The organism is Stenotrophomonas sp. Y-13 (genome assembly GCF_046267925.1).
GTDB lineage: Bacteria > Pseudomonadota > Gammaproteobacteria > Xanthomonadales > Xanthomonadaceae > Stenotrophomonas > Stenotrophomonas acidaminiphila_A.
In genome coordinates this window covers 2,072,764-2,097,796 of the sequence record NZ_CP176501.1, presented here as the reverse complement: position 1 = coordinate 2,097,796, position 25,033 = coordinate 2,072,764, and the positions used below count along the sequence as shown (strand labels likewise).

The window sequence follows — 25,033 nt, the reverse complement described above, 5'->3', positions numbered from 1 at the left end:
GGCGGTGCTCATGGTTCATGCGGTGGCGCGGGGCGGCGCGCTAAAATGCGCGCCATGCACGACGCCGTCACCCGCCCGACACCTCCCGCCGACGCCACCGCCTGGCCCCGCCGCATCACCCATGCCGTCGATATCGGCGGGGTGAAGGTCGGCGGCGGGCATCCGGTGGTCGTCCAGTCGATGACCAATACCGACACCGCCGATGTCGCCGCCAGCGTCCGCCAGGTGGCCGAACTGTGGCGCGCCGGTTCGGAAATGGTGCGGCTGACCGTCAACAACGCCGAGTCCGCCGCGGCCATTCCGCGGATCGTCGACAAGCTGCGGATGATGGGCGTGGAGGTGCCGCTGATCGGCGACTTCCACTACAACGGCCACCAGCTGCTGGCGCAGGAGCCGGCCTGCGCCGAGGCGCTGGCCAAGTACCGCATCAACCCGGGCAACGTCGGCTTCGGCAAGAAGAAGGACACCCAGTTCGCGCAGCTGATCGAGTTCGCCATCCGCTACGACAAACCGGTGCGCATCGGCGCCAACTGGGGCTCGCTGGACCAGACCCTGGCGGCCAGGCTGATGGACGAGAACAGCCAGCGCGCGCAGCCCTGGGACGCCGGCCGGGTGCTGCGCGAGGCGCTGATCCGCTCGGCGCTGGATTCGGCGCAGACCGCGGTCGAACTGGGCCTGCCGCGCGAGCGCATCGTGCTGTCGGCCAAGGTCAGCGGCGTGCAGGAACTGATCGCGGTCTACCGTGACCTGGCCAACCGCTCCGATTTCGCCCTGCACCTGGGCCTGACCGAGGCCGGCATCGGCAGCAAGGGCATCGTCGCTTCGTCGGCGGCGCTGGCGGTGCTGCTGCAGGAAGGCATCGGCGACACCATCCGCATCTCGCTCACGCCCGAGCCGGGGCAGCCGCGCACCCAGGAGGTCATCGTCGCCCAGGAACTGCTGCAGACCACCGGGCAGCGGGCGTTCACGCCGATGGTCACGGCCTGCCCGGGCTGCGGGCGCACCACCTCCGAGTTCTTCCAGGAGCTGGCCAAGGTGGTGCAGAACCATGTCCGCGAGAAGATGCCGGTGTGGCGCGTGAGCCACCCGGGCGCGGAAAACATGACCCTGGCGGTGATGGGCTGCATCGTCAACGGCCCGGGCGAATCGCGGCACGCCAACATCGGCATCTCGCTGCCGGGCACCGGTGAAGCGCCGGCCGCGCCGGTATTCGTCGATGGCGAGAAGAAGGTGACGCTGCGGGGCGAGAACATCGCGCAGGAGTTCGTGGCGCTGATCGACGAGTATGTCGAGAGCCGCTATGCGCGCCACGCCGGCTGAATCACGCCGCGAAGCCGCCGGCGTGCGCGACTGGCTCGCGCACAACGCCTGGCGCGTGGTCGTGCTGTTCGTCTGCCTGCTGCTGCCGCTGGCCGGGTTCGTTGCGCTGGCCGAGGAGATCCACGAGGCCGAGGCGCTGTACCTCGACCACGCGCTGCTGTGGCGCATGCACGGGCTGGCGTCGCCCGCGCTGGATGCGTTCTTCCTGCTGATGTCGCGGCTGGGCTACCAGTGGGGCGTGATTCCGCTCGACCTGCTGGTGGTGGCGGTGCTCGCATTCCGGCGTCGCTGGCGCGACACGTTGTTCGCCGCCACCGCTTTCGCGGGCTCGGCGCTGTTGAACATCGGCAGCAAGCAGCTGTTCCAGCGCGAGCGGCCGAGCCTGTGGGAATCGATCGCGCCGGAAAGTACCTTCAGTTTTCCCAGCGGGCACGCGATGGGGTCGATGACGCTGGCCGCCACCGCGCTGTTCCTGGCCTGGAATACGCGCTGGCGCTGGCCGGTGGCGGTTGCCGGCCTGGTCTTCGTGCCGTGCGTCGGGCTGTCGCGGGTCCACCTGGGCGTGCATTACCCCTCCGATATCCTGGGCGGCTGGTGCGCCGCGCTGGCATGGGTGACCGGCGTGCACGTATTGTTGTTCCGCCGCCGTTGGTCACCACCGGTTGCGGTGAATCCCTAACTGGCTGAGAGGGATGCACTGATGGCCGCGCGCCGCTGCGGCATGCAGCATGTCATGGTCGCTCACCCGGGGCTTGTCATGATCGGGTCATGCGTGGACAGGGGAGTCGTCCACGTGCGTCGTCCCCTGGGGGCGGGACCGGCCACTTGATTGATAATGAGGGCAGCTTGCGTGACGGCGCGTGGTGGAAAATCCGCGCCCTGGCTCCGGACCACGGAGCCGCAGCCAGCTGCGACTGTCACTGGGTGTCGGGGGGAGGAAGCGGGTAGTGACGATAACGGTATTTCTGATTGACGACCACGCGCTGGTGCGCACCGGTCTGCAGATGATCCTTGCCGGTGAAACCGGCATCGAGGTGGTGGGTGCCGCGGACAGTGGCGAGGTGGCACTGCCGCAGATCCGCCGGCTGAAGCCCGACGTGGTGCTCTGCGACCTGAACCTGCCGGGGTTGAGCGGGCTGGAGATCACCGAGCGCATCGTCAAGGGCGACCATGGCACCCGCGTCATCATCGTGTCGGTGCTGGAAGACGGCCCGATGCCCAAGCGGCTGCTCGAGGCCGGGGCGTCGGGGTATGTCGGCAAGGGCGGCGACGCCCGCGAGCTGGTGCGCGCGATCCACGATGTGGCGCAGGGGCGGCGCTACCTGGCCAACAACATCGCCCAGAACCTGGCGTTGTCCAACATCGACGGCGACGTTTCGCCCTTCGACGAGCTTTCGCCACGGGAACTGGAAGTGGCCCTGCTGCTGGTCCAGGGGCATCGCCAGGAAGAGATCGCGCGTCGCCTCAGCCTGAGTGCCAAGACGGTCAATACCCACAAGTCGCGCCTGTTCCAGAAGACCGGGGTGCAGGACAACATCGCGCTGGCGCGGCTGGCGGCCCAATATGGCGTGGGCGATCCGTCGAAGGTGATCTGACCCGCCTGGCAGTGAGGTCAGCGCATGAAAAAAAAGCGGCCCGGGGGCCGCTTTTTTCATTGCATGACGCGCTGCCTTCAGGCGTCGCGACGCGGCTCTTGCGCATGCGTCGTGGCGGCGTCGGCCCCGACCTCGGCTGCTGCTTCGGCTTCGGCTTCGGCTTCAGCGGCAGCTGCCACCACCGCCTCGGACGCCACCACCGCAACCTGCGGCATCGGTTCGGTGGAGGCGTGCCGTGCCTCGGTTGCCGGCGCCGCTGCCGTGGCCTCGGCGAACAGCTTGCCGTTCTCCGGCAATGCCGGCGCCGGAGCGGCGTCGGCAACCGGCAGCGGCTCGGCGTCGGCCGCAGCTGCAACCGCAACCGGCTCCGCGGGCGCGACCACGGCGGTGACCGGCGCGGCGGGCGTGGCGTCCACCAGCGGTTCCGGACCGGCCGCCTGCGGCGCGGCCACAACGGCCGGCTGCACGCTTTCCGCGGCCGGGGCCACGGCGGGCGTGGGTTCCGGTGCCGGCGTCACCACGGCCTGTGCCGCGGCCTCGGGCTGCGCGGCGACCATCGTCTCCGGACCGGTGGCAGTGCCCTCCGGGTCCGGTGCGGCCGGCGTTGCCGCCGGCGCGGCCTGCTGCGCCACCGGTGCCTCGGTGCGTGCGGGGCGCGGTGCGCGTGCGGGCGCACGGACGATTGCCGGCTCGTCCTCGAAATCGAACTCCGGCTGCGCCGCGGTCGGCGCGGTGGCAGTCGCGCCGAGCTCGTTGCCGGCGTCCTCGGCCTCGTCGGCGAGGTCGTCATCGTTGCCCAGCACGTCGGCCTCGGCGTTGCCGGTGCCTTCGGCATTGCCGCGACGGCGGCGGCGACCGCCACGACGGCCGCGGCGGCGACGGCTGGCGCCATCCCCATTGCCGTCATCGTTGGCCACGGTGGCGGACTCGTCGGTCACGCCGACCTGCGCGGTGGCCGCGGCCACCGCTGCGGTGTCGTCCGCGAGCGGCAGCTGCACCTTGGCAGGGGCCTCGGTGGCATTGGTGTCCACGCTCGCGACCACGGCGGCGGCCATGGCCGGGGCGTCAGCCACGACCGGGCGCGGCGCGTCGGCCTGCGGCTGCCGTGCCGGCTTTTCGCTGGCCGGCTGCACCGCCTTGTCCACTTCCTGCTGCGGCTTCGGCTGCTTGGGCTGCTTCGGCGGCTTGGGCTGCTGCTGCTCGTTGTTGCGCGGCTGCTTGCCCTGCTGCGCCTGTTGTTCGCCGCGCTGCTTGGGCGGCTGCTGGCCGGCGTTCTGCTGCTGCGGGTTGCCCGCGCCCTGGCGGCGTTCGTCGCGACGCTCCTCGCGGCGCTGCTCGTCACGGCGGTTGCCGTTGCCATTGCCGCCGGCACGCGCCTGCTGGCCGTTGTTGCCGCCGTTGTTATTGCGGCCATCGCGGCGCTGGGTGTTGCGGTCATTGCGGTTGCCGCGGCCGCCGTCCTGGCGCGGCTGCGGCTGGGCCGGTGCCGCGGCGGGGGCGGTCTCGCCGCCAAAGACCCGCTTGAGCCAGCCCATCACGCCGCCGCCGGCCGGTGCCGCAGGGGCGGGCGCGGCGACCGGTGCCGGTGCCGGCGCCGGTTCCGGGATCTCGCGCACCGGGGCCGGCTGGCTGTGCTTGACGTGGGTCACCGCCGGTGCCGGCGGGATGTTCAGCTGCGCCTTGGTCAGGGCGTGCACCGGCAGCTTGCGCGGGGTGCCGCGCTGGTAGCTCGGCCTGCCCGATTCCTCGCCCAGCTCGTTCTCGCGCAGGCGGGTGACTTCGTAATGCGGGGTGTGCAGCTGCTCGTCGGCGACGATGATGATCGGCGCGTCATGGCGGCGCTCGATCTCGCGCAGCGCACTGCGCTTCTCGTTGAGCAGGAAGTTGGCGATCTCGACCGGGGCCTGGACCAGCACCTGCCCGGTGTTCTCCTTCATCGCATGCTCTTCGGCGACGCGGATGATCGACAGCGACAGCGACTCGACGCTGCGCATGCGGCCCTGGCCGTCGCAACGCGGGCACACGATCTGGCTGGACTCGCCCAGGCTCGGGCGCAGCCGCTGGCGGCTCATTTCCATCAGCCCGAAGCGCGAGATGCGGCCCAGCTGCACGCGCGCGCGGTCGTACTTCAGCGCGTTCTGCAGGCGGTTCTCGACCTCGCGCTGGTGCTTGTTGGAGGACATGTCGATGAAATCGATGACCACCAGGCCGCCCAGGTCGCGCAGGCGCAGCTGGCGGGCCACTTCCTCGGCGGCCTCCAGGTTGGTCTGGAACGCGGTGTCCTCGATGTCGCTGCCCTTGGTGGCGCGGGCCGAGTTGACGTCGATGGCGGTCAGCGCCTCGGTCTGGTCGACCACGATCGAGCCGCCGGACGGCAGGCGCACGTTGCGCTCGTAGATCGCCTCGATCTGCGATTCGATCTGGAAGCGGTTGAACAGCGGGATGTCGTCCTTGTAGTGCTTGAGCTTGCGCAGGGTCTGCGGCATCACCTGCTGCATGAACTCGCGCGCGGTCTCGTACAGCTCCTCGGTGTCCACCAGGATCTCGCCGATGTCGGCGCGCAGGTAGTCACGCAGGGCGCGCACGATCAGGCGCGACTCCTGGTAGATCAGGAACGGCGCCGGCTTGGCCAGCGCGGCCTCGGCGATCGAGCGCCAGACCTGCAGCAGGTAGTCCAGGTCCCACTGCAGCTCCTCGGCATCGCGGCCGACGCCGGCGGTGCGGATGATCACGCCCATGTCGTCGGGGATGTTCAGCTTGTCCAGCGCGTCCTTGAGCGCGGCGCGGTCCTCGCCCTCGATGCGGCGCGAGACGCCGCCGGCCGACGGCGAGTTCGGCATCAGCACCATGTAGCGGCCGGCCAGCGAGATGAACGTGGTCAGCGCGGCGCCCTTGTTGCCGCGCTCCTCCTTGTCCACCTGGACCACCACTTCCTGGCCCTCGCGCAGCAGCTCGCGGATGCCGGCCTTGTTGTGGTCGACACCGGCCTGGAAGTAATCGCGGGAGATTTCCTTCAGCGGCAGGAAGCCGTGCTTGTCACCGCCGTATTCGACGAAAGCCGCTTCGAGGGAAGGTTCGAGCCGGGTGATGCGGCCCTTGTAGATGTTGGACTTCTTCTGTTCCTTGGACGGCTGTTCGATGTCGATGTCGTACAGGGTCTGGCCGTCCACGATGGCCACGCGCAGCTCTTCGGCCTGCGTGGCATTGATCAGCATTCGCTTCATTGTGCGTTCCTCGCGCGCTGCTACCGCGCGGAACGCCATGGCGTTTCGCCTCTGGACACGGGTCGCCGCCCCTCGCGCAGGCGCGGGTAGGGCGGCTTGGGTTTCCAGCGCTACGACACCACGGCAGGCCGCGGGAGCGCTTGTGTTCTTGGTTTCAGGTGTTTCGGGGCCGGCGGCCGCTCCGGCCGTGGCCGGGGCGTCGCACGGGACATGTTGTTTCGTCCAGCACGGATGCTTTTGGCATCCGGCGATGGCCGGGAGCGCCGACGAGCCGCTAACATGGCCGCCCCGGGGGCGGTGGCCGCGCACTGTGCCGGATCCGTCGGAAGCCGGGCTTCTGGCCCTGGTCAACTTCCAACGAAATCAAACCCTTATATCGCTCCCCGAGTGTAGCAGAATAAACAGGCAGATGACTGACTACGAAGACCGCCGCGCACCCTCCGCGGGCAAATCCAGCGTGCGCATGATCAAGGTTCCGGAAGACCGGGCCGGGCAGCGCCTGGACAACTTCCTGCTGGGCCAGCTCAAGGGGGCGCCGCGCAGCCTGGTCTACAAGCTGGTGCGCAGCGGCCAGGTACGGGTCAATGGCGGCCGGGCCAAGGCCGAGCGCAAGCTGGAGGCCGGCGAGGAGGTACGGGTGCCGCCGGTCAATCTCGCCGAGGTTGGAGACAAGGCGCCGCCGCCGGCCGGCTTCCTGCAGCGCATGGAGCAGGCCATCGTGTTCGAGGATGCGCGGCTGCTGGTGATCAACAAGCCGTCCGGCGTGGCCAGCCATGGCGGCAGCGGCATCAGCCATGGCGCGATCGAGACCATGCGCGCGCTGCGCCCGAACCAGGGGCTGGAGCTGGTCCACCGGCTGGATCGCGACACCTCGGGGCTGCTGGTCATGGCCAAGAAGCGCTCGGCGCTGTCCGAGCTGCAGGCGCTGCTGCGCGAAGACCATGACGGTGCCGGCCCGGGTGGCATCCGCAAGCGCTACCTGACCCTGCTGGTCGGACGCATGCCCGACGGGGTGATGAGTGTGGACGCGCCGCTGCACGTGGGCCTGCGCCAGGGCGGGGAGCGCCATGTGCAGGTGAATGCGGCGGGCAAGCCGTCGCTGAGCCACTTCAGGGTGCTGGAGCGGCGCGGTGGCCATTCCTACTGCGAGGTGAAGATCGACACCGGGCGCACCCATCAGATCCGCGTGCATGCCCAGCACATCGGCCATCCGGTGGCAGGGGACGACAAGTACGGCGATCCTGCGGTCAACAAGCGGCTGCGCGAGCAGATCGGCCTCAAGCGGCTGTTCCTCCATGCAGCCTCGCTGGAGTTCGCCCTCGATGCCGGCAGGACGCCCTATGTGCTCAATGCGCCGCTGGCGCCGGAGCTGGTGGAGGCGCTGGACCGGTTGCGCTGACCGCACGCGGTTGCAGCGGGTGGATGGCGCCCGGCCCGATGCCTGCGCCGACCCGCGGGCGGCGGCCGGTAGGGGGCCGCCCCGGGGATGCGAGCGGGGCTCAGCCGCCGCGCCGCATCCGTTCCTCGATCGCAAAGCAGCTGTCCGGCTTCGGCTGTGGTGGGTTGAAGCTCACCGGCACCTGGATGGTGGTCGGCACCGCCTGGCCATTGCGGGTGGCGGCCTTGAACTTCCATTCGCGCACGCGCTGGATCGCCGCATCGTCGAGCTGGCTGTTGCCGCTGCTGGTGAGCAGCGTGACTTCGGTCGGGGTGCCCTGCGGCCCGACCACGACCTTGAGCACGCTCTGGCCGCCGACCCCGCTGCAGGCCAGTTCGACCGGGTAGTCCGGTGGCGGTGTCTGCACCGCGGCCACTTCGGTGGGGGCGACCACCGGCGCGGCCGGTCCGGAAGGGCTGCAGGCACTGAGCAGGAGGGCGGTGACGAGGGAACCCGGCAGGAGATGCGCTTTCATGTCATTGCTCCACAAGTGCGGATGCCTTGGCGGCACAGATGAAATCGTTCTCGCTCAGGCCGCCCACGTCGTGGGTGGAGAAGCGGACGATGGCGCGGTCGTAGTGCACCCCCAGGTCGGGGTGGTGGTCCTCGCGGTGCGCGACCCAGGCCAGGGCATTCACGAACGCCATGGTGCCGTGGTAGTTGTCGAAGCTGAACGTGCGCACCAGGGCGTGGCCGTCCTCGGCCAGTTCCCAGCCCGGGACCTGCGGCAGCAGTTCGGCCAGCCGCGCCGCGCCGAGCCGGTGCTCGCTGCCCCTGCGTGGAATGCAGTGCGCCTGCGCGAGTGGAATCAGATCGGCCATGGGAATCTCCATCGAAGGGGCTGAACGGTGCCGCGCGTGGAATCACTGTCCCATCAGCAGCCACCAAGACACGGCTAGAATACCCCGCATGATCCAGATTTCAGATACTGCCCAGCGCCATTTCCGCAAGCTGATCGAACGCGAGGCCGTGCCCGGCATGGGCGTGCGCCTGAGTGCGGTCGAACCGGGGACGCCGCGCGCCGATGCGCACCTGGAGTTCGCCGAGCCGGCCGATCTGCTGGGTGACGAGTGGGCGGTGGACTGCGACGGCTTCACGCTCTACGTGGCGGCCACCAGCGTGGCCTGGCTGGATGGCGCCGAGATCGACTACGTCACCCAGGCGGCCGGCACCCAGCAGCTGACCATCAAGGCGCCCAGGATCAAGGGCGAAGCGCCCCGCGAGGCGGCGTCGATGGTCGAGCGCGTGCACTGGGTCATCGAGAACGAGGTCAACCCGCAGCTGGCCTCGCACGGCGGGCGCGTGGCGGTGCAGGAAGTGTCCGCCGATGGCGTGGTGCTGCTGCGTTTCGGTGGTGGCTGCCATGGCTGCGGCATGGCCGACGTGACCCTGAAGCAGGGCATCGAGAAGACCCTGATGGCCCGTGTCCCCGGCGTTACCGCGGTGCGCGACGCGACCGACCACGCCAGTGGCCAGGCGCCCTACATTCCGCGCGGCAGCGCGGGCTGAGCGACCCGCCACGTGCCGGTGACGACGGTTGCCGACCTGATCGACCTGCTGGCTGCCCGCCGCAAGGGCAGCCTCCTGCATGACCGCCGCACCGGCTTCCCCTACAGCTGGAGTGCCTGGCTGCGAGGGGGCGGCCAGGCAAAAGGGCTGGCCTTCGCTGGCGCCGATGCCGCTGCCGCAGCGCCGCCTTGGCGTGGCCCGCATTCCCGCGGAAGCGGCCGTCCGGTTTCGTTCCAGCGTGCCTTGCTGCAGTTGTTGCGCTGGGCCGGGGATGACCCGCCGGCAGACGACCAGCGCCGCATCCGCTGGTTTTCCGCGCTGTGCAGCGTGGCCCTGCATCTGCTGTTCGCGGTACTGCTGGTGTGGGTGGCGCTGGTACGCAGCACCGTGCCCGAGCCGGGGGCGGACGAGGGGGAGCGGGTCCGGGTCGAGTACCTGGGCCGGGGCACCCCGGAACAAGAAGGTGGCGGTGCACCGCGGGATGCGGGCGCGTCGGCGGATCACGCGCAGGCAGCGGCGGCCGGCGCGCTGGCCGACGCTTCGTCGCCACAGGCACCGCCGCAGTCGCAGCCGCCACCGGCGGTGCAGGACGGCAGTGTCGATCCCGCACCGGCGGACACCCCGCAGCCGGCACCCGACGCGGTGGCGCAGCAGCCGCTGCAGGTCACCGAGGTGGCGCGGCCCACCACCGATTTCGTTCTGCCCGCGCCCACGCTGGCCGAGCCGGCGCTGCGCGTGCAGGTGCCGCAGGTGCGCGAGCGTACCGTCGAGAGCGTGGTGGAGCGGCCGGCGAACGTGCGCGCGCTGCCGCTGCCCGATGTCGCCATGCGCGCCCCGGCGATGCCGCAGGTGCAGGTGCGCGAGCGCCCGGTAGAGACCGCGCCGGTGCAGCCGGTGGCGATGGCGCAGGTGCGTCCACGCGAACCCCAGGTGCGCGTGGAGAGTGTCGCGCCGGCCGTACGCGAGCGGCAGATCGAGACCGCGCCGCGGCAGCCGGTGGCGCTGTCCACGGTGCCGGTACGCGAAAGCGGCGTGCAGGTGAAGGCGGCGGACCTGGTGGTGCGCGAGCGGCAGGTGCCGGGCGTGGCCGATGCCGCTCCGGCGCCGGCGGCCGGCGCCGGTGTGGCGACCGCGACCACCACTGGCGCCACGGCGCAGGGATCACGGCCATCGCCGGCTGCGGCTGCGGACGGGCGCGCGGCCAACAGTGCGCCGCAGGCGGGCGCCAGTGCCGGCGCCGGTCCACAGCCGCGGGATCGCAGCGGCGGTTGGGCGGCACCGGTCCGCTCGGACGACTGGGGAGCCTCGCAGCGGCAGGCGGCGGGCGAGGGACGGGCTGCCTCCGACGCCGGGCGTGGCCTGTACAACCGTGATGGCAGCGTGCGCCTGGCGGGCGATGCCGGGAAGGATGCGGCGTCGCCCGATCGCGGCGCGCCGGGTGGCGAATCCGACAACTGGAGCAGGGAGCAGCTCGATCGTGCCGGCACCTGGCTCAAGCGTCCGCCCTACGAGCATGCGCCGACTTCGTTCGACAAGTACTGGGTACCCAACGAATCGTTGCTGGCCGAGTGGGTGCGCAAGGGCATCAAGAGCATTGAAATCCCCATCCCCGGTACCGGTACCCGCATCTCCTGCGTGGTGTCGGTCCTGCAGTTCGGCGGCGGCTGTGGCCTGCGCAACCCGAACATGCAGGAGCAGTCGGCCACGGCGCGGCCGCCGCCGGACATTCCGTTCAAGCAGGAACTGCAGGACGACAACGGCAGCCGTTGAGCGGGCGAAGCTGTGGTTGCCGTCGCCCTGCCGCCCGCCGCCGGGGCGCTAGCGGCTCCTGTGGTGCCGCATGGTGCGCGCCAAGGCGGGGGAACAGCGGCATGCCGCAGACGCGCGACGCGAGGGTTCCAGATGCCGCCCCCGGGACTGGTCCGGGCGGGATCGGTGATGAGCCGCTCCGGTTACGCGCGGATACCGGGGAATCCGGCCGTGGCTGCCGGCCGCGCGACCCGCGCGGCGACCAAGCGTTTTCCGGGTGCGTGCTGTCGCGCGGCGCTCACGCCCGGCCCGGCCAGGTCCGGCGCGCGGGGCCGGCACGCGCAGGTGCCGGCGCGGTGCCGTTACTTGAGGCCGTGCAGGTCCCGCAGCTGGCTGGGGCGCGAGCCGAAGTAGGCCGCCAGGTCGGCGATGTCCTGGTCGCTCAGGCCGGCCGCCTGCGGCGACATCAGCATGTGCTCGCGATCGCCGCTGCGATACGCCTGCAGGGCATGGGCGAGGTAATCGCCATACTGGCCACCGAGCCGTGGATAGCCCGGATCGATCGGCGCGTTGCCGTCGGCACCATGGCAGTCGATGCAGCTCTGGCCGGTGGCCTTGCCCTTGCTGTTGGCCAGCTGCTCGCCGGCGGCGATGCGCCCCTGCGGCAGGCCGGCCGACGAACTGGAACCATGTTCACCGCTGGCATGGCCGGGGTCGGCAGCGGATTTTGCGCTGGACTCCACTTCCGACTGGGTGCAGGCGGCCACCGCGCAGGCAGCGAACAGGGCGATGGCGAGACGCGAGGCGTGCTTGGCTTTCGACATGAGCGGTGCTTACTTGAGAGTGGACAGGTAGGCGGCGAGATCAGCGATTTCCTGCGTGCTGAAACTCATCGATTGCGCCTGCATGGTCGGATGCTTGCGCTTGCCTTCGCGGTATTCGGTCAACGCCTGGCCCAGGTACTGCGCCGACTGCCCGCCGATCTTCGGCACGCGGTAACTCGGATAGGCGTTCTTGTAGCCGGTGATGCCATGGCACCCCTGGCAGGTGTAGGCCAGGGTGCGCCCGGCCTCGGCATTGCCGGTGGCCGGCACCGCCGCGGGAGCGGGCGTGGCGGCGGGTGCGGGGGCGGAAGGTTCAGACTGCTGCGGGTCGGCTTGTGCGGCCGCCCCGAAGGGCAGGGCCAGAGCCAGGGCGAGACATACGGCAAACGGCTGCGGGCGCATGGTTTCCTTGTCCGGTATGCGGGTCTGTTCGTTCCGCCGTGGGGACACGGAACGGCCCGAGTATAGCCCGCGTATTCACCGGTTCGGAACCATTCATGAATGCTGCGACGCGGCATGCGGGCATGACCTTTGGGGCATGGTGTCGTCGTGGGGTGGTGCAATACTTTGCTACAACACCAGCCACTGCATCTCCAAGGACCCCATGATGTCGCCAATCCTTACCCCTTACGGCCGCACCGGACGCTGCGCCGCCGCTCTCCTCGTCACTTCGGTGTTGTTGCTCGGGGGCTGCAAGGCCGGTGGCGAGGATGCCAAGGACAAGCCCAAGGAAGAGCAGAAGGCAAGCGACGCGGTCCCGGTCGAAGTGGCCAAGGCGGCACGCCGCGCCATCGCCGCCAGCTACACCGGTACCGCCTCGCTTGAGCCGCGCGCCGAGTCGCAGGTGGTCGCCAAGACCTCGGGCGTGGCGCTGGCGGTGATGGTCGAGGAAGGCCAGCAGGTCAGCGCCGGGCAGCCGCTGGTACGGCTGGACCCGGACCGCGCGCGGCTGGCCGTGGCGCAGAGCGAAGCGCAGATGCGCAAACTGGAAAACAGCTACCAGCGTGCGCAGAAGCTGGTCCAGCAGCAGCTGGTTAGCGCCGCCGACGTGGACCAGCTGCGCTTCGACCTGGAGAACGCGCGCGCGCAATACCGGATGACGGCGCTGGAGCTGTCCTACACCACGGTGGTGGCGCCGATCTCCGGGGTGATTGCCTCGCGCGACATCAAGCCAGGCAATTTCGTGCAGATCAATTCGCCGATCATCCGCATCGTCGACGCCGGCAAGCTGGAGGCCACGCTCAACGTGCCCGAGCGCGAGATCGCCAAGCTCAAGCCGGGGCAGGCGGTGACGCTGGTCGCCGACGCATTGCCGGGGCGCACGTTCGACGGCGTCGTGGACCGCGTGTCGCCGGTGGTGGACACCGGCACCGGCACGTTCCGCGTGGTGGCCTCGTTCTCGGGCGAGGGCGACCTGCAGGCGGGCATGTTCAGCCGCCTGAGCATCAACTACGACCAGCGCGCCGACGCGCTGGTGGTGCCGCGTACCGCGCTGCTCGAGGACGGTGGCGAGCCCGCCGTGTACGTGGTGCGCGACGGCAAGGCGACCCGTACCCGGCTCAAGCTCGGCTATGACGATGCCGGTTGGATCGAGGTGCGCGAAGGCCTGCAGCCGGGCGAGGAAGTGGTGATCGCCGGCAAGGCGGCGCTGCGCGAGGGCAGCGCGGTGCAGGTGATCGGCAAGGAGAAGGCGGTCGCCGCCGCGGCGCCCGCCAAGGCACCGGCCGCACAGGCAGCCAAGCAATGAGTGCGCGCGATCCGTCGGTTCCCGGCGGTGGCGGCTTCGATCTGATCGAGTTCGCCACGCGCCGTCGCGTCACCATCGCGATGATGACGCTGACCCTGGTGCTGTTCGGCCTGATCTCGCTGTCGAGCCTGAAGGTCGAACTGCTGCCCGACCTGAGCTACCCCACGCTCACCGTGCGCACCGACTATGAAGGCGCGGCGCCGGCCGAGGTGGAGACGCTGATCTCGCAACCGGCCGAGGAAGCGCTGGGCATCGTCAAGGGCCTGCGCAAGCTCAAGTCGATCTCGCGCACCGGGCAGAGCGACGTGGTCCTGGAGTTCGCCTGGGGCACGGACATGCAGCAGGCCGGGCTGGACGTGCGCGACAAGATGGAGACGCTGCAGCTGCCGCTGGAGGCCAAGCCGCCGGTGCTGCTGCGCTTCAATCCGTCGACCCAGCCGATCATGCGCCTGGCGCTGTCCTCCAGGCAGGACGGTGGCAGCGAGGCCGACGCGGTGCGCCGGCTGATGGAACTGCGCCGCTATGCCGACGACGACCTCAAGCGCAAGCTCGAGCCGGTCAGCGGCGTGGCCGCGGTCAAGGTCGGCGGTGGCCTGGAAGACGAGATCCAGGTGGATATCGACCAGCGCAAGCTGGCGCAGCTGGGGCTGTCGCTGGACAGCGTGATCCAGCGCCTGCAGCAGGAGAACGTGAACCTGTCCGGCGGCCGCCTGGAAGAGGGCTCGCAGCGTTACCTGGTGCGCACCGTCAACCAGTTCGCCACGGTCGAGCAGATGCGCGAGATGCTGCTCAACACCGCCGCCGGCTCGGGTGCCTCCTCGGCCGGCGAGAACCGCCAGCTGATGACCGCGATCCTCGGCAGCCGCGATCCGAACGTGATCGCCGCGCTGCGCAGCGATGGCAGTGGCGGCGGCACCTCGCCGGTACGCCTGAAGGACGTGGCCGACGTGCGCCAGGGCTACAAGGAGCGCGAGGCGGTGATCCGCGCCGGCGGCCACGAAGCGGTCGAACTGGCGATCTACAAGGAAGGCGACGCCAACACCGTCTCCACCGCCGATGCGCTGGAGAAGAAGCTCGAGGCGATCCGCAAGCAGATGCCCAAGGACATCGAGATGACCACGGTGGAGGACCAGTCGGTCTTCATCCGCCACGCGATCAAGGACGTCAAGATCGACGCGGTGATCGGCGGCCTGCTGTCGGTGCTGATCATCTTCCTGTTCCTGCGCGATGGCTGGAGCACGTTCGTCATTTCGCTGTCGCTGCCGATCTCGATCATCGCCACGTTCTTCTTCATGGGCCAGCTCGGGCTGAGCCTGAACGTGATGTCGCTGGGCGGCCTGGCGCTGGCCACCGGCCTGGTGGTGGATGATTCGATCGTGGTGCTCGAATCCATCGCCAAGGCGCGCGAACGCGGCATGGGCATCCTCGAGGCCGCGATCAAGGGCACCCGCGAGGTGTTCATGGCGGTGGTCGCCTCGACCCTGACCACCATCGCGGTGTTCCTGCCGCTGGTGTTCGTCGAAGGCATCGCCGGGCAGCTGTTCCGCGACCAGGCGCTGACCGTGTCGATCGCCATCGCGGTGTCGCTGGTGGTGTCGATGACCCTGATCCCGATGCTGAGCGCGCTCAAGGGCCGGCCGCCGCTGGAGTTCCCGGCCGAGGATCCGCGCCAGCCGTGGCGCCCGGAGCGCCGCTGGCAGAAGCCGGCCGCGTTCGCCGGCCGCGGCATCGGCGCCATGTTCCGCTACGGCTTCTATGCCGCGGCGTGGCTGGTGGTGCGCATCTTCCGTGGCATCGCCGCGGTGGTCGGGCCGGTCATGCGCAAGGCCAGCGACATCGCCATGGCCCCGTACGGCCGTGCCGAACGCACCTACCTGCGGCTGTTGCCCGCCGCGCTGGCACGGCCGTGGCCGGTGCTCGGCGGCGCGGCGCTGGCGTTCGCGCTGACCCTGGCGGCATTGCCGATGCTGGGCGTGGACCTGATCCCGCAGCTGGCGCAGGACCGCTTCGAGATGACCGCCAAGCTGCCGCCCGGCACGCCGCTGGCGCAGACCGATGCACTGGTGCGCGAAGTGCAGCGCAAGCATGCCGGCGAGGACGGCATACGCCTGCTGTACGGCGTGTCCGGCACCGGCACGCGGCTGGACGCCAGCCCGACCGAGAGCGGCGAGAACATCGGCAAGCTGTCGGTGGTGATGAGCGATACCTCGCGCGAACCGGAGCTGACCGAGAAGCTGCGCCAGACCATGAAGGCATGGCCGGCGGCGCAGGTGGATTTCGCGCGCCCGGAACTGTTCGCGCTGTCGCCGCCGCTGGAGATCGAGATCGAGGGCAACACGCTCGACGCGATCCGGGTGGCCGGCAACCGCCTGGCCGGCATGCTGCGACAGAACCCGCACTACGCCGACGTGAAGTCGACGGTCGAGCAGGGCTTCCCGGAAATCCAGGTGGTGTTCGACCAGGACCGCGCCGCGGCGCTGGGCCTGACCACGCGCCAGATCGCCGATGCGGTGGTCAACAAGGTGCGCGGCAACGTCGCCACCCGCTACAGCTTCCGCGACCGCAAGATCGACGTGCTGGTGCGCGTGCAGGAGTCCGAGCGTTCCTCGGTCGAGGACATCCGCCGCCTGATCGTGCACCCGACCGGCGGCAAGCCGGTGGAACTGTCGTCCGTGGCCGAGGTGGTGGCGACCACCGGCCCCAGCGAGATCCACCGCGCCGACCTGCGCCGGGTGGCGATTGTCTCGGCCAACCTGCGCGGCATCGACCTGGGCACGGCGATCACCGAAGTGCAGAAGATGGTGGCCGACAACCCGCTCGGCACCGATGTCGGCATGCACATCGGCGGGCAGGGCCAGGAGCTGGGCGAATCGATCCGTTCGCTGCTGTTCGCCTTCGCCCTGGCGGTGTTCCTGGTGTACCTGGTGATGGCGTCGCAGTTCGAATCGCTGCTGCACCCGTTCGTGATCCTGTTCACCATCCCGCTGGCGCTGGTCGGCGCGGTCGCGGCGCTGCTGCTGTCGCGCTCGCCGGTCTCGGTGGTGGTGTTCATCGGCCTGATCCTGCTGGTCGGGCTGGTGGTGAAGAACGCCATCATCCTGATCGACAAGGTCAACCAGCTGCGCGAGGAAGGCGTGCCCAAGCGCCAGGCGCTGGTGGAGGGCGCGCGCTCGCGACTGCGCCCGATCATGATGACCACGCTGTGCGCGGTGTTCGGCTTCCTGCCGCTGGCGCTGGCCTTCGGCGAAGGTGCGGAAGTGCGCTCGCCGATGGCGATCACCGTGATCGGCGGCCTGCTGGTCTCGACCCTGTTGACGCTGCTGGTGATCCCGGTGGTGTACGACCTGCTGGACCGCAAGGCCGACGCGTTCTATGCCGAGCGTGGCCGCCGCGCGCGGCAGCAGGCGCAGCAGGTCGAGCAGGTGCTGGCGCACGAGCATGACGCGCTGGGCGATGGCGCCACCGGCGGCGACGGGCTGAAGGGCTGATACGGATGAACATCACCGAGCTGTCCATCCGCCGCCCCGTCACCACCATCATGCTGTTCGTGTCGATGGTGGCGATCGGCCTGATCGCCGCCTTCCGGCTGCCGCTGGAAGCCGAGCCGGAAGCCACCATTCCCTTCTTCTTCGTGTCGCTGCCGTACCCGGGGTCGACGCCGGAGGAAGTGGAGCGCAACCTGCTGCGGCCGGTCGAGGAGGCCATCGCCACGATGCCCGGCATCAAGTCGATGAACGCCCGCGCCAATGCCGAGGGCGGGCAGATCCAGGTCGAGTTCAGCGACTGGAACCGCGATATCGCCATGGCCGCGTCCGAAGCGCGCGAGCGCATCGACGCGGTGCGCGACCAGTTGCCGGACGATTTCCGCCGCTACTACGTGCAGCGCTGGAGTACCAGCGACCGCGAGGCGATGAGCCTGCGCCTGACCAGCGACGAGGACCTGACCGCGCGCGCGGATCTGATCGAACGCAGCATCAAGCAGCGCCTGGAACGCCTGCCCGGGGTGGCGCGGGTCGAGGTCGAAGGTGTCGCCAAGCAGGAAGTACTGGTGGCGCTGGACAAGGACCGGCTGAGCGCGCACGGGGTGGCGCTCAACGAGCTGGTGCAGAAGCTGCAGGCGGCCAACTTCTCGGTGTCGGCCGGGCAGATCACCGAGGCCGGCCGGCGCCTGCGCGTGCAGCCGCGCGGCGAGCTGCTGGAACTGCAGGCGCTGCGCAACCTGCCGGTCGACAAGCGTGGTACCCGGTTGTCGGACATCGCCGACGTCAGCCTGCAGCCGCAGCGCATGAACTACGTGCGGCAGATGGAGGGCAGGCCCAGTGTCGGCGTCGACGTATACAAGGAGCGCTCGGCCAACCTGGTGGACCTGTCGCGCGCGGTGCGCGCCGAGATCGAGCGGCTGCAGGAAGACCCGGCGATGCGTGGTGTCGGCATCGAGGTCACCGACGACCAGGGACAGGCGGTGACCAGTTCGCTGCTGGCGCTGGCCGAGGCCGGCGCGATCGGCCTGCTGCTGTCGGTGATCGTGCTGTACGCCTTCCTGCGCCATTGGCCGTCGACGCTGATGGTGTCGCTGGCCATCCCGATCTGCTTCATCATGACCCTGGGGTTCATGTACTTCGCCGGCATCACCCTGAACATCATTTCGATGATGGGCCTGCTGCTGGCGGTGGGCATGCTGGTGGACAACGCGGTGGTGGTGGTGGAGAGCATCTACCAGGAGCGCGAGAAGTACCCCGACCAGCCTTCGCTGGCCTCCATCATCGGTACCCGCCACGTGGCCATCGCGCTGTCCGCCGGCACCCTGTGCCACTGCGTGGTGTTCCTGCCGATGATGTTCGGCGAGAAGAACATCATCACCATCTACCTGTCGCAGCTGGCGGTGACGATCTCGGTCTCGCTGCTGGCCTCGTGGCTGGTGGCGGTGAGCCTGATCCCGATGCTGTCGGCGCGGATGAAGACCCCGCCGGCGCTGAAGTCGCCGCTGATCAACCGGATGCAGGAACGTTATGCGCGCGCGCTGCGCTGGACGCTGCAGCACCGCGGCTGGGCGGTGGGCGGCATCCTCGCCATTTCCCTGGCCAGCGTGTATCCGATGACGCATACCAGTGGTGGCGGCGACGACGACAATCCGAGCGAGATCAACATCTTCTACCAGTGGCGTGGCGCCTACTCCAAGGAGGAGATGGGCCGCGAAGTGGCGCGGGTGGAGGCGTTCGTCAATGCGAACCGCAAGCAGTTCCACATCGACCGCGTGTTCAGCCGCTACAGCGAACAGGGCTGGGCGCAGACCCGCCTGTTCCTGGATACCGAGGACCCGGCGCTGAGCGAGAAGATCAAGGAGGAGGTGCGCAAGGGGCTGCCGCAGTCGGCGCGCGCCAAGATCGGCATCGGCTGGCCGGGTGGCATGGGCAGCGACGGCCAGGGCATCCGCTTCAGCCTGGTGGGGGATTCGACCCAGACCCTGAAGGAGCTGGCCGACGACATCGTGCCGATACTGGCCCGCGACCCGAAGCTGCGCGACGTGCGCGTGGACACCGGCGACGCCAACACCGAACTGGCGGTGCGGGTGGACCGCGAGCGTGCCGCCGCCTATGGCTTCAGCGCACAGCAGGTGGCGCAGTTCGTCGGCATGGCGCTGCGTGGCTCCTCGCTGCGCGACTTCCACCGCGACGACGTCGAGATCCCGGTCAACGTGCGCTTCGCCGGCTCGGAGAACTATGGCATCGAGGACTTGTCCTCGTTCATGGTGCGCACTGCCGGCGGCAAGGAGGTGCCGCTGCTGGCGATGGTGGACGTGAACGTCACCCCGGCGGCCAGTTCGATCCAGCGGCTGAACCGGCAGACCATGCTGCGGGTCGAGGCGGGGCTGGCCAAGGACGTGCCGATGGACCAGGCGCGCAAGGCGGTCGAGACCACGCTGGACGGCGTGCAGTTCCCGCCCGGCTACGGCTACACCTTCGCCGGCGCCGGCTTCAACATCAACTTCGATGGCATGCAGCAGATGGTGAACAGCATCTTCATCGCGCTGATCCTGATGGTGGTGATCATGGCCGCGGTGTTCGAATCCCTGCTGTTCCCGGCGGCGATCATGTCCTGCGTGCTGTTCTCCATCTTCGGCGTGTACTGGCTGTTCTGGCTCACTGGCACCGAGATGAACATCATGGCGGTGATCGGCATCCTGGTGCTGATGGGCGTGGTGGTGAACAACGGCATCGTGATGATCGAGCACATCAACAACCTGCGCCGGCGCGGCATGGCGCGCACCGATGCGCTGGTGGAAGGCAGCCGCGAACGCCTGCGCCCGATCATGATGACCATGGGCACGGCGATCCTGGCGATGATCCCGATCGCGCTGAACACCAAGACCGCCGACGGCATGCCGCCGTACTACCCGATGGCACGCGCCATCGCCGGCGGGCTGGCGTTCTCGACCGTGGTCAGCCTGCTGTTCCTGCCGACCATCTACGCGATTCTCGACGACCTGCGCACCGGCACGGCGCGCCTGGTGCGGCGTGCGCGCGGGCTGTCGCCACTGCCGGAGGTGGGGCCGGCGCCGGTGCAGGAGTAACGCCATCGTGCTCCCGCCATGCCGGCGGGGGCCCTTTCCAGGGGAACCACAGATGCCACACGTACTTCACCCGGGCGGCCGGCTTGCCGGTGTCCTGTACCTGATCGTCGTCGTCACCGGCATTTTCTGCCTGGCTTATGTACCGGCGCAGCTGGCCGGCGCAGACGCCGGCGCACTGCTGGACAACGTGGTCGCCAGGCAGGCGTTGTTCAAACAGGGCGTGGCGGCGTTCGTCGTCGAACAGGTGGCCTACCTGCTGCTGGCACTGGTGCTGTACCGCGCCTTCCAGGATGTCAGCCGAGGCGCGGCGACGCTGATGCTGGCGTTCGTGGCGATGGGCGTGCCACTGGCGCTGGCGGCGTTGTCGCACCGGCTGCAGGCGCTGGCGCTGCTGACCGATGCCGACAGCGCGCAGCTGCTGTCGCTGGAACAACGCCAGCAGCTCGCGCACGCGGCGTTGAAGGCGTACCGCGGCGGCATGCAGCTGGTGCGCGTGTTCTGGGGCCTGTGGCTGCTGCCGCTGGGCTGGCTGGTGCTGCGCTCGCGCCGCCTGCCGCGCCTGCTCGGCGTGCTGCTGGTGCTGGGCGGGCTGGGCTATGTGCTGGATGTGCTGGCGGAACTGCTGGTGCCGGGCTACGCGGACTGGTGGATTTCCGCCCACCTGACCCTGCCGGCCTCCGTCGGCGAGATCGGTACCTGCCTGTGGCTGCTGCTGTTCGGCCTGCGCACGCGGGGCCGCGATGCCGTGCCATCCGCTGTCCATTGAGGAGACGTCCCATGCAAAGCCGTTCCCCGCTGTCCGACCCGCCGCTGTCGCCGCGCATCAAGCTCTCGGCGCTGTGGGCCAGCCTGACCTTCTGCTACCTCTACGGTGATTACTTCGGCCTCTACCGGCCCGGCAAGCTGAAGTACATGCTCGACGGCGGCGGTCCGATGGGGCCGAGCAGCCAGGGCTCGCTGCTGTTCGTCGCGCTGCTGCTGGCGGTGCCCGGGCTCATGGTGTTCCTGTCGCTGGCGCTGCCGGCGCGCGTGGTGCGTTGGCTGGGCATCGGCCTGGCCCTGTTCTACGCCGCCTTCGTCGCGCTCACCATGCCGGGGGCATGGTGGTTCTACCTGGCCTACAGCAGTATCGAGATCGTGCTGTGCCTGTTGATCGTGGGCCTGTCCTGGCGCTGGCCGCGGGCCTGAGGGCCGCGCCAGCGCCGGCGCATCACACCAGCTTGCCGTACACGGTGAAACCGGTCAGCCACAGGCCGAGCATGCTGCCGAGGTTGGTGAGCATGAAGGTCAGCACGATGCGGGTGACACGGTTGCGGTACCAGCCCTTGAGCGATTGCGCGTCGTCGCGCAGGCGCAGGAAATCGGCGTAGGCCGGCCGCCGCAGGCGCGTTTCCACCAGCGCCGCGAACGCGCCGGTGGGGATGCTCAGGCGGAACGGCTTGAACGGCGCCACCAGCACCGCGGTCAGGATGCTCAACGGGTGGCTGCCGGCCAGCAGCGCGCCAAGGCCGGCCAGGCCGCCGGTGTAGAGCGCCCAGGTCGCGAGCATGTCCGCGCCCATGCCCATGCCGCCCTTCCAGAAGCCGACGCCGATGCCGGCCAGGACCACGGCCAGGATGGTCAGCGTGATCCACGGGATGTTGCGCTTCTTCGGCACCGCCTCCAGCGCCTGGCGCAGTGGGCCGGGCGCTTCGGTGTCGGTTTCTAGGTAGCGCGCGAGCCCGGCGAGGTGGCCGGCGCCGACCACCGCCAGTACGTTGCGCTGGCTGTCGCTGCGCTCTTCGCGCAGGCGCGTGGCCATGTAGCGGTCGCGCTCGCCGATGATGCTCTCGTACAGCGCCGGGCTTTCGCTGGCGAATTCGCCGAAGCTCGATTCGAGCATGTCGCCCTGCTTCAGCTTCTCGATCTCGTCCTCGCCCACGTCCTCGGACGAGAACAGGCCGGCGCCGAGCCCGGCGACGAGCTTGAGCTTGCCGATGAAGCCCAGGCGCTGCGAGGCGCGGCGGAAGGTCAGGCCGACATCGCGGTCGATCAGGTGCACCGGCAGGCCACGTTCCTGCGCCAGCGTCACCGCGCGCTTGAGCTCTGCGCCCGGTTCGATGCCCAGCTGTTCGGCGAGCCGGCGCTGGTAGGCGGCCAGGGCCAGGTTGGCGGCGAACAGCGCGACCCGGTTCTTGCGGATCACCTCGATCAGGTCCAGCTGCGCCAGCGCGTCCGGGTTGGTCAGGGCCTGCAGCCGCTGCGGATCGAGCTCGACCGCGACGGCGTCGTACTGGCCGCTGCCGATGGCCTGTTCCACCGCCTGCACGCTGGTGGCGGATACATGGGCGGTGCCCAGCAGGGTGTAGCGCACGCCATCGCGTTCGACGATGCGCAGCGGCTGGCCGGCGAGCAGTTCGCTGCCGTTTTCGGAGTGGGTGTCGGTCATTGCGTCATTCATTGGAGGGGGCGCTGCCGGCGCCATCGCCGAGCGCGCGTTGCATCTGCACCGTGTCCAGCCAGCGGCCGTGCTTGCGGCCCAGGCCGCGGAACACGCCCACGAGCTGGAACCCGAAACGCTCGTGCAGCCTGATGGAGGCGCTATTGGCGGGCTCGCCGATCACCGCGACCATCTGCCGGTAGCCACGCGCGGTGCAGGCGTCGATCAACGCCTGCAGCAGCGTGCTGCCCACGCCGCGGCCCTGGAAGCGGGCATCGACGTAGACCGAATTCTCCACCGTCCACTGGTAGGCGATGCGGCTGCGATAGGTGTTGGCGTAGGCATAGCCGGCGACCTGGCCGTCGATCTCGGCGACCAGGTAGGGAAAGCCACGGGCGAGGATGTCCTGCATGCGCCGCAGCATCTCGGCTTCGTCCGGCACCTCGTATTCGTAGGTGTTGACGAAGTCGGTCACCTCGATTGCGTAGATCGCGGTGATGGCGGCGATGTCGGCCGCGCCGGCATCACGGATGTGCACGGCCATGCGCAGGGTTCCCGGTCAGTCGATGTAGCGCTTGAGCAGGTCGCCGTACGCATCGATGCGGCGGTCGCGCAGGAACGGCCAGATGCGGCGCACGTGCTCGCTGCGCTGCAGGTCCACCTCGCAGACCAGCACGGTCGGCTCGGTGCCGGCCTCGGCCAGGAACTCGCCCTGCGGGCCGAGCACGTGGCTGTTGCCCCAGAACTGGATGCCCGACGCGCCCAGCGGCGACGGCTCGTGGCCGACGCGGTTGCACGACAGCACCGGCACGCCGTTGGCCACGGCATGGCCACGGTGGCTAAGCACCCAGGCGTCGCGCTGGCGGTTCTTCTCGTCCTGCATGTCGTCCGGATCCCAGCCGATGGCGGTGGGGTAGAGCAGCAGCTCGGCGCCGGCCAGCGCCATCAGGCGCGCGGCTTCCGGATACCACTGGTCCCAGCACACCAGCACGCCCAGGCGGCCGACCGAGGTGTCGATCGGCTTGAAGCCGATGTCGCCCGGGGTGAAGTAGAACTTCTCGTAGAAGCCCGGGTCGTCGGGAATGTGCATCTTGCGGTACTTGCCCAGCAGGGTGCCGTCCTTCTCGAACACCACCGCGGTGTTGTGGTACAGGCCGGCGGCGCGGCGCTCGAACAGCGAGCCGACGATGACCACGCCATGCTGCCTGGCCAGCGCGCCCAGGCGCGCGGTGCTCGGGCCGGGGATCGGCTCGGCCAGGTCGAACTCGTCCACCGATTCGTGCTGGCAGAAATACGGGCCGTTGTGCAGTTCCTGCAGCAGCACCAGCTTGGCGCCCTGCGCCGCGGCTTCGGCGACGCGGGCCTCGATCACGGCCAGGTTGGCGGCGGCATCGCCGTGGTTGCGTTCCTGGATCAGGGCGACAGTCAGGGAATGTGTATTCATGCGGGCATTGTAAACCTGGGGGAGCAATGGCCCCTGCACAAGGGGCCATTCGCGCCGGGCATGGGAAAGAGGAGGGCGCCGGGCCTCGTGCCTGCCTGGCAGGGACGGGGCAAGCGGACGCCAGGCTTCAGCCCAGCAGGCCGGCGGGCAGCTGCATGGTGATGCAGTGCAGGCTGCCGTTCTGCCAGATCAGCGGCCGGCACGGCACCGGCACGATCTCGCGGTCCGGGAACGCGCGTGCGAGCACGTCGCGCGCCGTGTCGTCGGCAGGGTCGCCGTAGGCCGGCATCAGCACGGCGCCGTTGATGATCAGGAAGTTCGCGTAGGACGCGGCCAGGCGGCGCCCCTCGTCGATCACCGGTTGCGCCCACGGCAGCGGGAACAGGCGGTAGGGCTGGCCATCGCGGGTGCGCAGCGCGGCCAGTTCGGCCCCCATCGCCTTGAGTTCGGCATGGTGCGAGTCCTGCGGGTCGTCGCAGTCCTGGTAGACGATGCTGTCGGCCGAGGCGAAGCGGGCCAGGGTGTCGACATGGGCATCGGTGTCGTCGCCTTCCAGATAGCCGTGGTCCAGCCACAGCACGCGTTCCTGGTGCATCCACTGCGCCATGTCGGCGGCCAGCGATGCGCGGTCGCGCTCCGGGTGGCGTTCGTGCAGGCACTTCCAGGTGGTCAGCAGGGTGCCGTCGCCATCGGTGTCGATGGCGCCGCCCTCCAGCGCGAAGGCGATGCTGCGCACCTGGGCGTTGTTGAACACGCCGGCGTCATGCAGCACCCCGACCAGCTGGTCGTCCAGGCTCGCCTCGAACTTGCCGCCCCAGCCGGTGAAGCGGAAATCCAGCAGCTGGAAGCCGCCGTCGGCACGCCTGAGCGTGATCGGGCCGGAGTCGCGCAGCCAGGTGTCGTCGTACGCTGCGGTGATGAAGCGCACGCGCGCCATGTCGATGCGGTTGGAACGCAGGCGCATCTCCGCGTAGGTCTCGATATCGTCGTCGGCCACGCAGATCAGCACCGGCTGGAAGCGGGTGATGGCGGCGACCAGCGCGATATAGGTCTCCTCGACCTCGGCCAGGCGTTCGGCCCAGTCGGTATCGGCATGCGGCCAGGCGATCAGGACGCCGGACTGGGCTTCCCATTCGGCGGGAAAACGAAGTGCATCGGTCATTGCGGGTAGGTGCTCGGATCATGCCCGGCGC

General features: G+C 69.5%; 20 protein-coding genes. 11 read left to right on the top strand and 9 right to left on the bottom strand.

The window, feature by feature from the left end; all coding sequences use genetic code 11:
• The first annotated feature begins 54 nt into the window (after positions 1 to 54).
• The 3 genes from ispG (at position 55) to ACJ7VY_RS09515 (ending at position 2,915) form a co-directional block, all read left to right on the top strand.
• Positions 55 to 1,320 (top strand): flavodoxin-dependent (E)-4-hydroxy-3-methylbut-2-enyl-diphosphate synthase, encoded by a 1,266-nt coding sequence (gene ispG, locus ACJ7VY_RS09525; protein WP_104938994.1) that lies wholly within the window; start codon positions 55 to 57, stop codon positions 1,318 to 1,320.
• Complete coding sequence (locus ACJ7VY_RS09520; protein WP_409475488.1) at positions 1,286 to 1,999, top strand: phosphatase PAP2 family protein; 714 nt, start codon at positions 1,286 to 1,288, stop codon at positions 1,997 to 1,999. Before ispG ends, ACJ7VY_RS09520 begins: the two co-directional genes overlap by 35 nt.
• A gap of 268 nt (positions 2,000 to 2,267) precedes the next feature.
• On the top strand, positions 2,268 to 2,915 hold the full coding sequence (locus ACJ7VY_RS09515; protein ID WP_104938992.1) for a response regulator: 648 nt from the start codon (positions 2,268 to 2,270) through the stop codon (positions 2,913 to 2,915).
• Positions 2,916 to 2,992: 77 nt separating this feature from the next.
• Here the strand turns inward: ACJ7VY_RS09515 and ACJ7VY_RS09510 are convergent, their stop codons facing one another.
• The gene (locus ACJ7VY_RS09510; protein WP_409475487.1) at positions 2,993 to 6,139 is read right to left on the bottom strand and encodes a ribonuclease E/G; all 3,147 of its coding nucleotides are present in this window, start codon (positions 6,137 to 6,139) and stop codon (positions 2,993 to 2,995) included.
• Positions 6,140 to 6,548: 409 nt separating this feature from the next.
• Here ACJ7VY_RS09510 and ACJ7VY_RS09505 point away from each other — a divergent pair, with 409 nt between their 5' ends.
• Positions 6,549 to 7,538, top strand: a complete 990-nt coding sequence (locus ACJ7VY_RS09505; RefSeq protein ID WP_409475486.1) for an RluA family pseudouridine synthase — start codon at positions 6,549 to 6,551, stop codon at positions 7,536 to 7,538.
• Between the two features lie 100 nt (positions 7,539 to 7,638).
• On the opposite strand, the gene ACJ7VY_RS09500 is transcribed toward ACJ7VY_RS09505, so the two are convergent.
• The gene (locus tag ACJ7VY_RS09500) at positions 7,639 to 8,052 is read right to left on the bottom strand and encodes an energy transducer TonB (RefSeq protein WP_313231059.1); all 414 of its coding nucleotides are present in this window, start codon (positions 8,050 to 8,052) and stop codon (positions 7,639 to 7,641) included.
• 1 nt (position 8,053) lies between these two features.
• A complete protein-coding gene (locus ACJ7VY_RS09495; RefSeq protein ID WP_054668699.1) occupies positions 8,054 to 8,398 on the bottom strand; it encodes a 4a-hydroxytetrahydrobiopterin dehydratase in 345 nt (114 codons plus the stop codon).
• Between the two features lie 88 nt (positions 8,399 to 8,486).
• Here ACJ7VY_RS09495 and ACJ7VY_RS09490 point away from each other — a divergent pair, with 88 nt between their 5' ends.
• Positions 8,487 to 9,086: an NfuA family Fe-S biogenesis protein gene (locus ACJ7VY_RS09490; protein ID WP_409475485.1), complete on the top strand. Its 600-nt coding sequence runs from the start codon at positions 8,487 to 8,489 to the stop codon at positions 9,084 to 9,086.
• A gap of 18 nt (positions 9,087 to 9,104) precedes the next feature.
• A complete protein-coding gene (locus ACJ7VY_RS09485; protein ID WP_409475484.1) occupies positions 9,105 to 10,856 on the top strand; it encodes a hypothetical protein in 1,752 nt (583 codons plus the stop codon).
• A gap of 341 nt (positions 10,857 to 11,197) precedes the next feature.
• On the opposite strand, the gene ACJ7VY_RS09480 is transcribed toward ACJ7VY_RS09485, so the two are convergent.
• Both ACJ7VY_RS09480 and ACJ7VY_RS09475 read right to left on the bottom strand, forming a co-directional pair.
• Complete coding sequence (locus tag ACJ7VY_RS09480; protein ID WP_312347346.1) at positions 11,198 to 11,659, bottom strand: cytochrome c; 462 nt, start codon at positions 11,657 to 11,659, stop codon at positions 11,198 to 11,200.
• 9 nt (positions 11,660 to 11,668) lie between these two features.
• Positions 11,669 to 12,061, bottom strand: a complete 393-nt coding sequence (locus ACJ7VY_RS09475; protein WP_409475483.1) for a c-type cytochrome — start codon at positions 12,059 to 12,061, stop codon at positions 11,669 to 11,671.
• A 205-nt stretch (positions 12,062 to 12,266) separates the two neighbouring features.
• On the opposite strand from ACJ7VY_RS09475, the gene ACJ7VY_RS09470 reads away from it, so the two are divergent.
• From ACJ7VY_RS09470 to ACJ7VY_RS09450, 5 genes are read left to right on the top strand one after another with little or no spacing between them, the layout of a single operon-like run.
• Complete coding sequence (locus ACJ7VY_RS09470) at positions 12,267 to 13,406, top strand: efflux RND transporter periplasmic adaptor subunit (protein WP_104938984.1); 1,140 nt, start codon at positions 12,267 to 12,269, stop codon at positions 13,404 to 13,406.
• Complete coding sequence (locus tag ACJ7VY_RS09465) at positions 13,403 to 16,894, top strand: efflux RND transporter permease subunit (RefSeq protein WP_240211999.1); 3,492 nt, start codon at positions 13,403 to 13,405, stop codon at positions 16,892 to 16,894. The genes ACJ7VY_RS09470 and ACJ7VY_RS09465 overlap by 4 nt, the downstream gene beginning before the upstream one ends.
• A gap of 5 nt (positions 16,895 to 16,899) precedes the next feature.
• Positions 16,900 to 19,977, top strand: a complete 3,078-nt coding sequence (locus ACJ7VY_RS09460; protein WP_313231051.1) for an efflux RND transporter permease subunit — start codon at positions 16,900 to 16,902, stop codon at positions 19,975 to 19,977.
• Positions 19,978 to 20,029: 52 nt separating this feature from the next.
• A complete protein-coding gene (locus tag ACJ7VY_RS09455) occupies positions 20,030 to 20,743 on the top strand; it encodes a DUF4386 family protein (RefSeq protein ID WP_313231050.1) in 714 nt (237 codons plus the stop codon).
• A gap of 11 nt (positions 20,744 to 20,754) precedes the next feature.
• Positions 20,755 to 21,165: a DUF6326 family protein gene (locus ACJ7VY_RS09450; RefSeq protein WP_313231049.1), complete on the top strand. Its 411-nt coding sequence runs from the start codon at positions 20,755 to 20,757 to the stop codon at positions 21,163 to 21,165.
• A 22-nt stretch (positions 21,166 to 21,187) separates the two neighbouring features.
• Here ACJ7VY_RS09450 and ACJ7VY_RS09445 read toward each other — a convergent pair whose 3' ends face one another.
• From ACJ7VY_RS09445 to ACJ7VY_RS09430, 4 genes are all read right to left on the bottom strand, one after another.
• Complete coding sequence (locus ACJ7VY_RS09445) at positions 21,188 to 22,417, bottom strand: TraB/GumN family protein (RefSeq protein ID WP_409475482.1); 1,230 nt, start codon at positions 22,415 to 22,417, stop codon at positions 21,188 to 21,190.
• On the bottom strand, positions 22,410 to 22,940 hold the full coding sequence (locus ACJ7VY_RS09440; RefSeq protein WP_313231047.1) for an N-acetyltransferase family protein: 531 nt from the start codon (positions 22,938 to 22,940) through the stop codon (positions 22,410 to 22,412). Before ACJ7VY_RS09440 ends, ACJ7VY_RS09445 begins: the two co-directional genes overlap by 8 nt.
• Positions 22,941 to 22,955: 15 nt before the next feature.
• Positions 22,956 to 23,840 carry a carbon-nitrogen hydrolase gene (locus ACJ7VY_RS09435; protein ID WP_161613692.1) on the bottom strand — a complete coding sequence of 295 codons (885 nt, stop codon included), beginning with the start codon at positions 23,838 to 23,840 and terminating at the stop codon, positions 22,956 to 22,958.
• A 127-nt stretch (positions 23,841 to 23,967) separates the two neighbouring features.
• Positions 23,968 to 25,002 carry an agmatine deiminase family protein gene (locus ACJ7VY_RS09430; RefSeq protein WP_313231042.1) on the bottom strand — a complete coding sequence of 345 codons (1,035 nt, stop codon included), beginning with the start codon at positions 25,000 to 25,002 and terminating at the stop codon, positions 23,968 to 23,970.
• Between the last annotated feature and the right edge of the window lie 31 nt (positions 25,003 to 25,033).